12 protein-coding genes are annotated in these 13,906 nt (G+C 71.3%); 3 read left to right on the top strand and 9 right to left on the bottom strand.

The features are described from left to right. Positions 1–6 precede the first annotated feature (6 nt). The 3 genes from ACESMR_RS00265 to ACESMR_RS00255 are packed head-to-tail and all read right to left on the bottom strand — an operon-like array spanning position 7 to position 2,595. Positions 7–618 carry a class I SAM-dependent methyltransferase gene (locus tag ACESMR_RS00265; RefSeq protein ID WP_373044052.1) on the bottom strand — a complete coding sequence of 204 codons (612 nt, stop codon included), beginning with the start codon at positions 616–618 and terminating at the stop codon, positions 7–9. Beyond that, positions 615–1,601 carry a glycosyltransferase family 2 protein gene (locus ACESMR_RS00260; protein ID WP_373044051.1) on the bottom strand — a complete coding sequence of 329 codons (987 nt, stop codon included), beginning with the start codon at positions 1,599–1,601 and terminating at the stop codon, positions 615–617. Before ACESMR_RS00260 ends, ACESMR_RS00265 begins: the two co-directional genes overlap by 4 nt. A gap of 43 nt (positions 1,602–1,644) precedes the next feature. Next, on the bottom strand, positions 1,645–2,595 hold the full coding sequence (locus tag ACESMR_RS00255; protein ID WP_373044049.1) for an NAD-dependent epimerase/dehydratase family protein: 951 nt from the start codon (positions 2,593–2,595) through the stop codon (positions 1,645–1,647). Positions 2,596–2,679: 84 nt separating this feature from the next. On the opposite strand from ACESMR_RS00255, the gene ACESMR_RS00250 reads away from it, so the two are divergent. Both ACESMR_RS00250 and clpB read left to right on the top strand, forming a co-directional pair. After that, the gene (locus ACESMR_RS00250; protein WP_373044048.1) at positions 2,680–3,699 is read left to right on the top strand and encodes a lysylphosphatidylglycerol synthase domain-containing protein; all 1,020 of its coding nucleotides are present in this window, start codon (positions 2,680–2,682) and stop codon (positions 3,697–3,699) included. 66 nt (positions 3,700–3,765) lie between these two features. After that, positions 3,766–6,414, top strand: a complete 2,649-nt coding sequence (gene clpB / locus ACESMR_RS00245) for an ATP-dependent chaperone ClpB (protein ID WP_373044047.1) — start codon at positions 3,766–3,768, stop codon at positions 6,412–6,414. A gap of 396 nt (positions 6,415–6,810) precedes the next feature. Here clpB and ACESMR_RS00240 read toward each other — a convergent pair whose 3' ends face one another. The 6 genes from ACESMR_RS00240 to truA form a co-directional block, all read right to left on the bottom strand. Beyond that, positions 6,811–7,956: a phosphoribosyltransferase family protein gene (locus tag ACESMR_RS00240; protein ID WP_373044046.1), complete on the bottom strand. Its 1,146-nt coding sequence runs from the start codon at positions 7,954–7,956 to the stop codon at positions 6,811–6,813. Positions 7,957–7,996: 40 nt separating this feature from the next. Further along, positions 7,997–8,764 carry an SDR family NAD(P)-dependent oxidoreductase gene (locus tag ACESMR_RS00235; RefSeq protein ID WP_373044044.1) on the bottom strand — a complete coding sequence of 256 codons (768 nt, stop codon included), beginning with the start codon at positions 8,762–8,764 and terminating at the stop codon, positions 7,997–7,999. A 20-nt stretch (positions 8,765–8,784) separates the two neighbouring features. Further along, entirely contained in the window at positions 8,785–9,243 is a 459-nt protein-coding gene (locus ACESMR_RS00230) for a hypothetical protein (RefSeq protein WP_373044043.1), read from the bottom strand. 22 nt (positions 9,244–9,265) lie between these two features. Continuing rightward, positions 9,266–10,309 carry a hypothetical protein gene (locus ACESMR_RS00225; protein ID WP_373044041.1) on the bottom strand — a complete coding sequence of 348 codons (1,044 nt, stop codon included), beginning with the start codon at positions 10,307–10,309 and terminating at the stop codon, positions 9,266–9,268. Between the two features lie 126 nt (positions 10,310–10,435). Then, positions 10,436–11,083, bottom strand: coding sequence for an outer membrane beta-barrel protein (locus ACESMR_RS00220; RefSeq protein WP_373044040.1), 648 nt, complete (start codon positions 11,081–11,083; stop codon positions 10,436–10,438). A gap of 169 nt (positions 11,084–11,252) precedes the next feature. Continuing rightward, positions 11,253–11,996: a tRNA pseudouridine(38-40) synthase TruA gene (gene truA / locus ACESMR_RS00215; protein ID WP_373044038.1), complete on the bottom strand. Its 744-nt coding sequence runs from the start codon at positions 11,994–11,996 to the stop codon at positions 11,253–11,255. A 95-nt stretch (positions 11,997–12,091) separates the two neighbouring features. On the opposite strand from truA, the gene ACESMR_RS00210 reads away from it, so the two are divergent. Next, positions 12,092–13,876, top strand: a complete 1,785-nt coding sequence (locus ACESMR_RS00210; RefSeq protein ID WP_373044037.1) for a RecQ family ATP-dependent DNA helicase — start codon at positions 12,092–12,094, stop codon at positions 13,874–13,876. Positions 13,877–13,906: the final 30 nt, after the last annotated feature.

The raw sequence follows: 13,906 nt of genomic DNA, 5'->3' as shown, positions 1-13,906 counted from the left end.
CGCTGCTTACCTCTCGTTGCGCGGGCGGGCCAGGCACAGGCTCCACGGAAAGCGGCTCTCCGTGTGGAGCGGCACGAAGGCCGGCTCGAGGAGACGCACCAGACCGGCGCGGCTCCAATGCTGGATGTGCTCGGGGTGGTTGCCCCAGCTGCGCAGGTATTTGCCCCGCGCGAAGTTGGCCGCCTGGAACCACGGCTCCCAGGGAACGGTGATCAGGGCGTGGCCGCTGCTGCGCGCTGCGAGGAGGCGCACCGCCTCTTCCGGCGCCTCGAGGTGCTCGAGGACCTCGCTGCAGACGACCAGGTCGAATTGTTTCGCCATCGTGGCCAGCGACTCGATCGGCGCCGCCTCGAAGCGGCCCTCGGGGCAGCGCAGGCGCGCGTGCTCCACCGCGGTGGCGGAGAGATCGATGCCGGTGAGCTGGATCCCGGGGAAGCGGTCGAGGAGCACGCGGGAGAGAAAGCCCTCGCCGCAGCCCACGTCGAGCACGGTCTCGAAGGAGAGTCCCTGGAGCAGATCGCCGATCCTGCCGTGGAAGCGGCGGATCAGCAGCTGCAGGATCCTGCTGCCGCTCTCGTATTTCTGGAGGTTGGTGCTGGGGGCCGCGCCGGGATTCAAGCTGCGCCCTCCCGCACCGCCGGCAGCGCATCCGCATCGGCGCCTGCCACCACCCGCCGGATCTCGAAGGGATCCTGCTGGCGGCTGCCGAGGTGGACCACCAGCTCGGCGATGAGCCCGGTCGCGAGGATCTGCACGCCGACCACGATGAGGAGCACGCCGAGGGAGAGCAGCGGCCGGGTGCCGATCGAATCGCCCTGCAGCCACAGGATCGAGAGCCACGCACAGACGGCGAAGCCCGCGAGCACGGCGAGGGCGCCGGGCAGGCCGAAGAAGTGCATCGGCTTGCGGTCGTATTTGAGCAGGAAGAAGACGGTGATGAGATCCATCAGGCCGCGGTAGAAGCGGCCGGCGCCGAATTTGCTCACGCCGAAGCGGCGCGGGTGGTGCTCGACGACGATCTCCGCGACGCGGAAGCGGCGCCACTGCGCCAGCACCGGCACGAAGCGGTGCATCTCGCCGTAGAGGCGCAGGCTCTTCACCACGTCGACGCGGTAGGCCTTGAAGCCGCAGTTCACGTCGCGCAGCGGCACGCCGGTGAGCTTGCGGACCATGGCGTTGAAGATCCGCGAGGGCAGCACCTTGTGCCATGGATCGTGGCGCTTCTCCTTGAAGCCGGAGACGACGTCGTAGCCCTCCGCCAGCTTCTCGAGGAAGCGGGGGATCTCCTTGGGGTCGTCCTGGAGATCGGCGTCGAGGGTGAAGACGATCTCGCCCTGCGCGCGCTCGAAGCCGGCTGCGAGGGCGGCGCTCTTGCCGAAGTTGCCGCGGAGCTGGATGAAGCTCACCTCGGGTTGGGACTTCGCGAGGCGCTCCGCCACCAGCGCCGATCCGTCGGTACTCCCGTCGTCGATGAAGAGCACCTCGAAGCTGCCACCGGCGGGTAGCAGCGGCCGCACGGCGGCGGCGATGCGCTCGAAGAGATCGACGAGGGTCGCTTCCTCGTTGAGGAAGGGAATCACGAAAGAGTACGAGGGTTTCATCAGTCTCCCGGCCGCGGACAGTAGCGGTGCGCTTCTTGCCCTGTCAAACACTCGCAGCGGTCCCGCCCCACCTCTGCCGCTGCCAGCGCACCTGCGCCGCCAGCCCGTCCCGAAGCCCCGTTCGCGGCCGATAGCCCAACAGCGAAGAGGCCCTGCCGCAATCCGCCCAGGTGTGGGCCACGTCGCCTGCCTGCGCCCCCTGCCGGTCCAGCTGCAGCGGCACCCCGACGAGGCCGGCGAGGAGCGCCGCGGCCTCGCCGAGGGAGACCCGCGAGCCCCCGCCGATGTTGAAGACACCGACAGCCTCGGAGGCGAGGGCCCGCACGTTCGCCTCCACCACGTCCGCCACGTAGGTGAAGTCGCGGCTCTGCTCGCTGCTGCCGAAGAGCGGGAGCGGCTCACCAGCCAGCATCGCCTCGACGAAGCGGTGGAACGCCATGTCCGGGCGCTGCCGCGGGCCGTAGACGGTGAAGTAGCGCAGCGAGACGGTGGAAAGGCCGAAGTTCGCCCGGTAGAGCTCGGCCAGGTGCTCGGCTGCCAGCTTGGTCACCCCGTAGGGCGAACGGGGCACGGGCCTCGCCTCCTCGTGCATGGGGAGCACGTCGGTGGCGCCGTAGACCGAGGAGGAGGAGGCGTTGATCACCCGGCGAACGCCTGCCTCCTTCGCCGCCTCGAGGAGCCGCTGGGTGGCGAGCACGTTGTTCTGCGTATAGGCGGCGAAGCTCCGGCCCCAGCTCGGCCGCACCCCGCCCTGCGCCGCCTCGTGGAAGACGGCGTCGACGCCGCGCAGGTCGAGGGACGCGGTGGCGAGGTCCCGCTCGAGGAGCTCGAAACGCGGCTCCGAGCGGAGGGCGGCGAGGTTCGCCTCCTTGGTCGGGCGCGCGTAGAAGTCGGTGAAGCAATCGAGCCCCACCACGTGGTGCCCCTCGGCGACCAGGCGCTCGGCGAGGTGGGATCCGATGAAACCGGCGGCGCCGGTGACGAGACAACGCATGGAGCAACCCTCGCCCCAGCATATCCACCCGGCCTGCGCGGTTGCCGGTTCTCGCGTGGCGGCTCCCTGCCGGACGTGAGATGAATGGGGCACTTCCTCCCCCGGCGGTACCGCGTGCGGATCAGCAAGACAACCAGAGCCATCCTCGCCACCCTCGTTTCCTGCGCGCTCCTCGGGCTGCTCCTCTCGCAGCTCGATCTCGCGGCGGCAGCGGCGCGGTTCCGGCAGGCGGATGCGGGCTGGCTCCTCCTCGGCGCGCTCTGGTCCCTGCTGGTCCTCCTCGTCCGCGGCGTGCGCTACGCGGTGCTCAACCGCCACGCCCGCTGGCCGCTCACCACGGCGGCCACCGCGATCCAGGTCTTCTTGAACCGCGTCACCCCCTTGCGCCTCGGCGAGCTCAGCCTCCCCTGGATCCTCCGCCGCCACGCAGGCGAGGACGCAGCGCGCTCGATCGTCTCGGTGGTCCTGGTGCGGCTCGTCGATCTCGCCGTGGTGGTGGCAGCGGTGGTCCTCGGCCTGCTGCTGCGCCGGGGCGGCGAAGGCGCGCCCCCGCTCCTGCCGAGCCTCGCTGCCCTCGCCGCCCTCGCCCTGGGGCTCGCGACCTTCCGCCTCTGGCTCCGCCTGGGCCTCGACGGGGCCGCGTGGCTCTCGCGCCGGCTGCGTCTCGATCGCTTCCCTGCCGTGGGCAGGATCCTGGCCAAGCTCCGCGGGGCGGTGGCGGACGGCGAATCCCTCGGGAAAGGCCAGACGGCCTGGGTGGCTGCGACCTCGCTCGCCATCTTCGTCGGGCAGATGCTCCTCTTCGACGCGCTGCTGCAGGCCTTCGGGGTCTCGATCCCGGTCCTCGATCTCGCCCAGGGCGGCGCCGTGGCGCAGGCAGGCGCAGCGATCCCGGTGGCGGCCTTCGGCTCCTTCGGGACCCAGGAGGCGAGCTGGGTGGCGGGCTTCGTCTGGGTGGGCGTCCCGATGCAGGACGCGCTGGTGACGGCGATAGCCTGCCAGTTCGTCACCCTCGCCTTCGCCGCCCTCTTCGCCCTCCCCGCCTGGCTGTGGCTCGCACGGCAGCCCCTCGCACCGGGTGCAGCGGAGCCGGCGGTACGCTGATCGCGCTGCACGTCGGGCCGGGATGCGCGCCTTGCCAAGGCCCGGGGCTGTTTTACGTTGCGGGCCATGAAGCTCGACAAGTTCACGCTCAAGGCCCAGGAAGCGCTGCAGGACGCGCAGTCGATCGCACGGCGCCGCGACCACCAGCAGGTGGACGTGGAGCACGTCCTGCTCGCGCTCGTCGATCAGCCCGAGGGGATCGTCCCCCCCGTGCTGCAGAAGATCGGGGCCAACCTCGATCTCCTGCGGTCGCGGCTCGAGGACGAGCTCAAGAAGATCCCGTCCGTGCAGGGCGGCGAGACCTATCTCGCCCAGCGCCTCGCCAAGGCGCTCGATCGCGCCGAGGACATCGCGAAGAAGCTGGGCGACGAATACACCTCCACCGAGCACGTCCTCGCCTCCTTCGCCGACGAGAAGCGCGGCGCCGGCGACGTGCTCAGGAGCGTCGGCGTCACCCGCGACCGGGTGCTCGCCACCGTCAAGGATCTGCGCGGCGGGGCCCGCGTCACCTCGGAGAACCCCGAGGCGCAGTTCCGCTCCCTCGAGAAATACGGCAAGGACCTCACCGACCTCGCCCGCAAGGGCAAGCTCGATCCGGTGATCGGCCGCGACGAGGAGATCCGCCGCGCCATCCAGGTCCTCTCCCGGCGCACCAAGAACAACCCGGTGCTCATCGGCGACCCCGGCGTCGGCAAGACCGCCATCGTCGAGGGGCTCGCCCGGCGCATGGTCGACGGCGACGTGCCCGAGGGGCTGAAGCGCAAGCGGCTCGTCTCCCTCGATCTCGGCGCGCTGGTCGCCGGCGCGAAGTTCCGCGGCGAGTTCGAGGAGCGGCTCAAGGCGGTGCTGCAGGAGGTCGCCAAGAGCGAGGGCGACGTCATCCTCTTCATCGACGAGCTCCACACCCTGGTCGGCGCCGGCAAGGCGGAAGGGGCGATGGACGCCGGCAACATGCTCAAGCCGGCGCTGGCCCGTGGCGAGCTCCGCTGCATCGGCGCCACCACCATCGACGAATACCGCAAGCACATCGAGAAGGACGCGGCGCTCGAGCGGCGCTTCCAGCCGGTGCTGGTGGACGAGCCCTCCGTCGAGGACACCATCTCGATCCTCCGCGGCCTGAAAGAGCGCTACGAGACCCACCACGGCGTGCGCATCACCGACGCCGCGATCGTCTCGGCCGCGACGCTCTCGAACCGCTACATCACCGACCGCTTCCTGCCCGACAAGGCGATCGATCTCATCGACGAGGCGGGCTCGCGCCTGCGCATCGAGATGGACTCGATGCCCACCGAGCTCGACGACGTGCGGCGGCAGATCCTCCAGCTCGAGATCGAGCGCGAGGGGCTGAAGAAGGAGAGCGATCCGATCTCCCGCGATCGGCTCGGCAAGATCGAGGAGGAGCTGGCGCAGCTCAACGAGAACTTCTCGGGGCTGAAGAGCCATTGGGAGAACGAGAAGGCGCAGCTCGACAAGATCCGGGCGGTGAAGGAGAAGCTCGAGGAGGCGCGCTCCGACGAAGAGGAGGCGATGCGCGTCAACGACCTCAACCGCGCCGCCGAGCTCCGCTACGGCGTGATCCCCGGCCTGCAGAAGGAGGCGGACGCCGCGTCGCAGAAGCTCGCCGAGCTGCAGCGGGACAAGAAGATGCTCGCCGAGGAGGTCGGCGCCGAGGACATCGCCCACGTGGTGGGCAAGTGGACCGGCATCCCGGTCTCCCGGCTCCTCGAGGGCGAGATGCAGAAGCTCGTCCACATGGAGGAGCGGATCGGCGATCGCGTCATCGATCAGAAGCAGGCGATCCAGGCGGTCTCGAACGCGGTGCGCCGCGCCCGCTCGGGGCTGCAGGATCCCAACCGGCCCATCGGCTCCTTCCTCTTCCTCGGCCCCACCGGCGTAGGCAAGACGGAGCTGGCCAAGGCGCTGGCGGAGTTCCTCTTCGACGACGAGACGGCGATGGTCCGCCTCGACATGTCCGAGTACATGGAGAAGCACACCGTGGCCCGCCTCTTCGGCGCGCCCCCGGGCTACGTCGGCTACGAGGAGGGCGGGCAGCTCACCGAGGCGGTGCGGCGCAAGCCCTACTCGGTGGTGCTCTTCGACGAGATCGAGAAGGCCCACGCCGACGTCTTCAACGCGCTGCTCCAGATCCTCGACGACGGCCGCCTCACCGACGGCCAGGGGCGCGTCGTCGACTTCCGCAACGCGGTGATCATCATGACCTCGAACGTGGGGTCGCAGGCGATCCAGGAGGGGCTGATCGCCGCCACCGAGGGCAACGGCTCCGACGAGCCGGAGATCCCGGACGCAGTGCGGATGGAGGTGATGGACACGCTGCGGGCGCAGTTCCGGCCCGAGTTCCTCAACCGCATCGACGAGATCGTGCTCTTCCACCCGCTCACCCGGGCGCAGCTCCGGAAGATCGTCGACATCCAGCTCCGGCGCTTCGACAAGCTGCTCGCCGACAAGAACCTCTCCCTCGAGGTCACCGAGGCGGCGAAGGACGTCATCGCCCGCGAGGGCTACGACCCCGCCTACGGCGCGCGCCCGCTCAAGCGCGCGATGCAGCGGCTGCTCCTCGACGAGCTGGCGATGAAGCTGCTCCGCGGCGAGTTCCACCCCGGCGACACCATCGTCGCCGACGCCAGGGGCGAGGGGCTGGCCTTCTACCCGAAGGTCGCCGGCGCGACGCACCACCAGCCGATGGCGGAGGCGTAACGGCGTCCTTCCCGCCCTTCGGCCCTCGACCCGCCATCCGCCGGGATGGCGGGTTTTTCATTTTGCCGCTGCCTGCGAAGGTGAGGCGCCCGGGAGGCCAGCAGGTCCAGCCGGGTTCCCATTTCCTCCGTCGTAGGCGACCGCACCGGCTGCGGTCCCCGGTATGGCGGGGCCGCGGGCCGCACGGGGGCGTTGGTGCAGCTCTTGCTCAATCTCCCGGCGGGCGTGGTGAGGCTGGATCCGGCACCACGTGGGGGGGAACGCAGCAGCGCAGCCGGGGGGCTGCCGGAAACCGCAAACCTTTGGGTCGGACATTCCACGCGGGTGCCCGACCCCGCCGCCGCCGCCGCGCCGGATCCCCTCTTCCGCGGCGAGCGGCGGCGCTTTTTTTGAGCCTCAAGCCGGCCGGAGCCTGTCGCCGAACCAGCGGGCGATCCGATCGATCGCGCGGGGGTCGAAGGCGCCCCCCTGCACCACCAGGCAGCGGTCGGGTGGCTCCACCCCTCCCGGCGGATCGAGGAGCGCCAGCGCCGCCACCCGGCGGTCGTGCTCGCCCACCTCCACGCCCGCGCCGGCAGCCTCCTCGGCAACGAGGAGGCCGAGTCGGAAGGCGTCGACCTCGGGCCTGGCGGAGAGCACGTCGAGGGCGAGCTCGAGCACCGCGGCGGCGGCGGCGCCGCCGGCGAGGTGGAGGCGGATCGAGGCGATCCCCGCCTCGGCGAGGCGCACCGCGAGGACCTCGCCGGTGCTGGTGCCGGGCTCGGTGCCGCTGCCGGCGAGGACCACCGCGGGATTGGGGCCCATGCCGGTGGGCAGGCGCAGGATCGCCTTGTGGGAGACGGCGGCGCCGTCCACCAGCCTTACGCTCCGCTCCGCCAGCGGCTCGGCGTCGACGCCCTGCGGCCGCGAGGGGCCGCCCCTCGCGAGGAGGTGGGCGACCTCCTCCGCACTCACCTCGGGGAGATGGTCGTAGGCAGCGGTGATCTCGGCGGCGGTCTTCACGCGCAGGGGACAGACCACCTCGGCGCCGAGCTTCTCGAGGCGCTGCAGCGACGCATCCAGCCCGGCGGGAACCGCCACCACGATCCGGCTGGCGCCGCGGCGCTGGAGGAAGCCCACCGCCGACTCGGTGGTCAGGCCGGAGATCACCGCGTCGTCGACGACCACGGCCACGTGTCCCTGGAGGACGGTGGCGGGATCGGGCGTGCCGAAATATTGCCGCCAGCGCAGCAGGCGCATCGCCACGTCCTCGCCCATGCTCTCGGTCTCGCCTGGGAGGAGGCCGCTGTCGCGGCCGGTGCGGGCGAAGACCATCGAGCCGTCGGCGTCGATGGCGCCGACCACGACGTCCGGCTGCTCCGGCAGGCCGACCTTGCGCACGAGCACCGGCATCAGCGGCGCGTGGAGGTATTCGGCGACGGGCGCCGCGACCTGCACCCCGGCGCGCGGCACACCGAAGACGATCACGGGGCCGTCGATCCGCGGCGCGAGGAGGCGGCCGAGCTGCCTGCCGGCGTCGATCCTGTCCTGGTAGCGAGTCATCCGGAAATGCTACCCCACGCCCGCGGGAAGGCAGCCTTTTTCAGAAGCCGACCGTCTGGCATCCGTCGACAACCAGAACCGCTCCGGAGACCCAGGAGGCCTTCGGCGAGGCGACGAAGGCGGCCACGTTGGCCACCTCCTCGGCGGTGCCGAGGCGGCCGAAGGGGATCGACTCCTCCACTTGTCGGAAGTGCTCGGGCTCCGCGGTGCGGCGGCGGTCCCACGACCCGCCCGGGAAGAGGATCGAGCCCGGTGCCACCGCGTTGACGCGGATCCCCTTCTTCGCGCCCTCCATCGCCGCCGTCTTGACGAGGCCGTGGAGCGAGGCTTTGGCGGCGACGTAGGCGGGACGGCCGAAGGCCTCGAACGCCGAGATCGACGAGACGACGATGCAGGAGCCGTAGCCCGCCCGCTCCATGTGCGGCGCGCAGCCACGCAGCAGCCGCGCGGCGGAGAGGAAATTGAGCTCCCACTGCCCGCGCCAGATCTCGTCGCTCGCCTCGAGGGCGGCGCCGGGGGCGGAGGCGCCGGCGTTGGCCACGGCGATCTCCACGCCGCCGCCGAGCTCGTGCACGAGGTGGGCGAGAGCCTGGTCGTGGGCGGCGGCGTCGGTGACGTCGGCAGCGGCCCAGGCGACGTGGGAGCCGAGCTTGCGGATCGCCGCGGCGGCCTGCTCGAGCTGCGATTCGGTGCGGGCGACGAGCCCCACGCTGCAGCCCTCGGCGGCCAGGGCCTTCGCGATGGCGAGGCCGATGCCCCGCGAACCACCGGTGACGATCGCCCGCTTCCCCTGCAGCTCGAGATTCATGTGCCGCCTCCGCGAGGAGTTCAGCGCTCCTCGGCTCTTCTCCTGCTTGCCAGACCGACCGTGGGCAGCGCCAGCCCTTTGGCCCAGCGGATGCCGAGGCGGCAGGCGCCGGCGGAGGCGACGATCCCGGCGGCGAGGCCGATCACCCTGCCGAGGACGAAGTCGACGCCGGTGGCGATCACCGTGCTCGCGCCGACCTCTGCCAGCTCCCAGGCGAAGCCGCTCACCGTGGCGAGGGCCGCTGCGCCCATCGCCAGCGCCGGGTGGGCGACGACGATCCTGCCGAGGAGGAGGCCGGCGAGGCCCGCGCCGGTCTGGAGCGGGCCGGTGGTGGCGAAGCCCGTGGCGAATTGGAGGAGCACGCCTGGCGGGAGGAGCGAGAGGAGGGGCACGACGGCCATCAGCATCGCCGGCCCGGCGAGGGCGACGAAGCCGAGGATCCCTGCTGCGGCGGCGAGGAGGAGGCCGAGCTTGCGCACCCGGGGAAGGTAGGGCGCCTGCTCAAGGCGCGCAGGCGAGGGCCCTGCAGATCCCCCCTTCGCAGAAGCCGTTGCAATCGGACAGGCCACTGCAGGGGGCGCCCCGCAGGGCGCTCTCCACGCAGGTGGAGGTGGCCTCGTCGCAGAAGGCCTGGATCGGGTAGCTGAAGAGCTCGACCGGATCGTAGGCGCTGGCGAGGCATTGGCCGGTGACGGCGGGGTCGCAGGCCTCGCCGACGCTGCGGAAGGTGCCGCAAGTGCCGTCGAAGCAGTCGAGGCCGAGGGCGCAGACGAGGGTGCCTCCTTCGCAGGGCTCGCCGAGCTGCTGTGGGACGGTGCAGCTCTCGCCGACGCAGCGGAGTCCCTCCTCGCAGGCGAACTCGGCGAAGAAGTAGCTGGTGCCCGCCGGGCAGGCGTCGCCCTCGCCGCCGGGCCGCGTGCACGTGCCGGCGTCGGGATGGCAATAGAGCGGATCGGCGCAGGCGGCGATCGTCTCGGTGGCGCAGTCATCGCCGTCGCATCGGGTCTCGCTGCAGCGAGCGCCCTCCGCCACCGTCGGCAGGCGCTGGCGCTGGTTGGCAACACAACTGCCGCCGACGCAGCGGTCGGCCGGCCCGCAGTGCGCCGGCGCCGTGCCGGGCTCGCCAGGGATCGAGCCTGGGGTGCCCGCCCGGTGTTCGGAGGGCGTGCAGCTCCCGCCCCGGGGAACGAAGGCGACGCAGGTTTCGTCCCAGCAGAACGCGCCCTCGCCGCAGCGGCCTTCGACACACGCCTCCCCAGGCGCAGGGAGGGCGACACAGGTGCCCGGGCAGCTCTCGCCGATCGTGCAGGTGGCGCCCTCGACGCAGTCGCCGGGGATGCCGCAGGCGCCGCCGACCTCCACCGCACCGGCGACGACGTCGCCGCAGCGTGCAGGCCGCCCGCAGCCGTCCATGCCGGCGAGGCAGGCCCGTGCCGCCACGCCGTTGAAGCGGACCCGCCCCTGCTCGAGCCGCTCGAGGGTTCGCGTCCACGCGGGCCCGTCGCATTCCGCCTGTGGTGCCACCGGGAGCAGAAGTCGAGACATGCGCGCAGTGGAGCACGATCGCTGCGCGGGGGTGAAGTGCACGCAGCCGTTTCCACGTGTGTTCGCACGAAAAAGCCCCGGTCGACCGGAAGGTCGCCGGGGCCTTCTCGCGGTGCGCCGCGGCCTTTAGTTGTACGAGGCCGAGAGCGTGACGCCGAACGACATCGCGTTGGACGAGAGGCCCTCGCTCGAGCCCTCGACCTCGTTGCTGAGCATGCCGTAGAAGAAGTTCGCGCCGGCGCCGAGCAGGAAGTCGTCGCTCATCCGGAACTCCTTGCCGGCGCCGACGCGCAGGCCGAAGCCCGTGGCAGGATCACTCTCGCCGCCGCCCTTCGAGTCGAGGTTGGCCTGCGCGTAGAGGATGCTGCCCTGCAGGAAGATGTCGTCGGAGAGGAAGTAGGCGGCGCCGGGACCGACCGAGAGGAAGTTCATCGAGAGCTCCGCCTCGTCCGCGATCTCCTGGCCCAGCGCCTCGCCGCCGGGCGAGAGCGCCATCTCGTAGTTGAACTCGCCGAAGAGCGCGAGGTTCGGGATCACGAGATAGCCGGCAGCGAGGTTCAGGTTGGCACCGAGGCCGTTGGCAGAGGCTTCGGCCCCCTTCTCGTCCATGGACCAGCTCATGTAGTTCGCGCCAAGTCCGACCTTGGCGTAGAGGCCTTCACGACCGGCGTCCGGCCTCACCACGGCGTCGGTGGGCGCCATCTCCTGGGCGAGAGCGGGCGAAGCAGCAATTGCACAGACGGATGCAGCAACAAACGCGAGCGTGCGATTCATTGGCGAGACCCTCCCATGGCGGAGCCCAACCCGTTGGGCTCCTGGGCCGGCGACGTCGTAGCCCCGGCACTCCACCGCCGCAACCACCGCAGCGGGGTGCCCCCCTGACGGCTCCACCCCGCAGGGAATTCACCCAGCCCGCAGAATTCTTCGACGCCTGCCGGGAACGCTACCGCCCGCCGTAGAAGACCTCGTCCATGGTGAGCCCCTGCGGCGGTGCGGTGGGGCCGGCCTTCGTGCGATCGCCCTCGAGGAGCAGCAGCCGGATCGAGTCGGGCGCGCGCTTTCCCATCCCCACCTCCACCAGCGTGCCGACGAGGTTGCGCACCATCTGCTTGAGGAAGGCGGTGGCCTCCACCGTGATCGCGATCGAGCCGTCCCGCTCCTCGACGTCGAAGCGGCGCATCACCCGGCGGGTGGTCTTCGCCGGGCAGTCGGCGGCGCGGAAGGCGGCGAAGTCGTGCTCGCCGAGGAAGTGCCTGGCGGCCTCCCGCATCGCCCCGACGTCGAGGGGCCGATAGACCTCCCAATGCGTGCGGCGCAGGAGCGGCGAGCGGGTGGGCCGGTTGCTGATCCGGTAGACGTAGCGCTTTCCCCCGGCGGAGTGCCTGGCGTGGAAACCTTCGGGCATCTCCTCCGCCGCCCGCACCGCCACGTCCGGGGGAAGGAGGCTGTTCAACCCCATCACAAAGGCCTTCAAGGGGACGGTGCGCTCGGTGCGCAGGGAGCAGACCTGCGCCGCGGCGTGCACCCCTGCGTCGGTCCGCCCGGCGCCGACCACCGGGGTGCGCTCCTTGAGCATGGTCTCGAGGGCCTGCTCGATCACCTGCTGCACGGAGCGGCCGTTCGGCTGCACCTGCCATCCAACGAAATCCGTGCCGTCGTACTCGACCGTGAGCTTCACCGTGCGCATGACGCGCACCCTACAGAAATGCTGCGGAACGCCACAACGGCGCCCTTCGGCGCCAGGCGGTCCCGCCTGCGGAAGACGTGGCTAATTTGCCATGGATGGAGCCCTCGGAGGTCGACCCTACCCTGGAGCAGCTGCGCGAGATCGCGCGGGAGCGCTTCGGCATCAAGCGGTTCCGGCCGGGACAGGCCGAGGTGCTGCAGGCGGTGCTGCTGCGGCGCGACGTGCTCGCCATCCTGCCGACCGGCGGCGGCAAGAGCCTCACCTACCAGCTTCCGGCGATGGCCCTCGCCGGCACCACGGTGGTGGTCTCGCCGCTGATCGCGCTGATGCAGGACCAGGTGGAGAAGCTGCGCGCCCTGGGCGTCGACGTGGCGATGGTCAACTCGACGCTCACCGAGCGGGAGCTGCGCTGCGCCCTGCGCACCATCGGCGAGGGGGAGCACAAGCTCGCCTACGTCACGCCCGAGCGCCTCGCCGATCCCGACTTCCGCCGCATCCTCGCGCAGGCGAAGCCGCAGCTCTTCGTGGTGGACGAGGCCCACTGCGTCTCGCAGTGGGGCCACGACTTCCGCCCCGCCTACCTCGGCCTCTCGGCGGCGATCGACGAGCTGGGGCACCCGCCCGTCCTCGCCCTCACCGCCACCGCCACCGACAAGGTGATCGGCGACATCGTCCGGCAGCTGGGGATGCGCGATCCGCAGGTGCTGCTCGCCGGCTTCGATCGCCCCAACCTCCATTTCGAGGTGGTGCCCACCACCACCGAGCACGGCAGGCGCAAGCGGCTGGTCGAGTTCGTCAAGCGCTCCCGGGGCGCGGGCATCGTCTATTGCGCCACCATCCACCAGGTGGAGGAGATCGCGAAGCTGCTCAAGGAGAGCCAGGTCGACGTCGACCGCTACCACGGGCAGATGCGATCCCGGGAGCGGGAGACGGTGCAGCGCTCCTTCATGCAGGGGCCGTCGCCGCGGGTGATCGTCGCCACGAACGCCTTCGGCCTCGGCGTGGACAAGCCGGACATCCGCTTCGTCCTCCACGCGCAGATGCCCGGCTCCCTCGAGGCCTATTTCCAGGAGGCCGGACGCGCGGGCAGGGACGGCAGGCCTTCGCGCTGCACCCTGCTCTACCAGGCCGGCGATCGGCGGGTGCAGGCCTACTTCCTGGGCGGCCGCTACCCACGGCAGGAGGATCTGGAGAAGGTCTGCCGCGCGCTCTGGGAGGTGGCGAAGGCGACCGCCGAGCCCCTCGAGGTGGTGGCGACCGCCGCCGACGTGCCGGCGCGCACCGCCCGCGTGGTGATCTCGCTGCTCAGCGAGATGGGGCTCGCCGTCGAGGAGGAGGGGACGCGGGTGCGGGCCCTCGACGAGCCGCCGGACGCAGCGGAGCTCGCCGGCATGGCCCAGCGCTACGAGGAGCGGCGCCACGAGGACCGGGCGCGCCTCGACGCGGTGGTGCGCTACGCCACCTCGACCCTCTGCCGCACGCGGATCCTGCGGGCCTATTTCGGCGAGGACGCCCCGCCGACCTGCGGCCACTGCGACAACTGCATGCGCCGCACCCGGAAGGCCGAGGAGGACGCGCGCAAGGACGAGGAGCAGAAGCGGCTCAGCGAGGAAGCCGCGGCCCGCGCCGCTGCTGCCCGGGCTGCTGCCGCGGCGGCTGCGGCGGAGGGGCGCGTGGTCCGCAGACCGCTGCGCGTCTTCCGGCAGGTGAAGCGCAAGGAGACCAGCGACAGCCCGCCCCCGCTGGGGAAGGGCAGCCGGGTGCGCCATCCGACCTGGGGCGAGGGCGAGGTCCTCGACGTGAAGGACGACCGGGTCACGGCGTTCTTTCCCGGCCGCGGCGAGTGCACGGTGAAGCTGAAATTCGTCGAGCGGTGCTAGCAAGCGGCGCCTTGATTCTCCCGGTCCGTT

It is taken from the genome of Vulgatibacter sp. (assembly GCF_041687135.1).
Taxonomy (GTDB): Bacteria; Myxococcota; Myxococcia; order Myxococcales; family Vulgatibacteraceae; genus JAWLCN01.
Note: the sequence above shows the minus strand (reverse complement) of the source record. Positions and strands in the feature narration are given on the sequence as shown.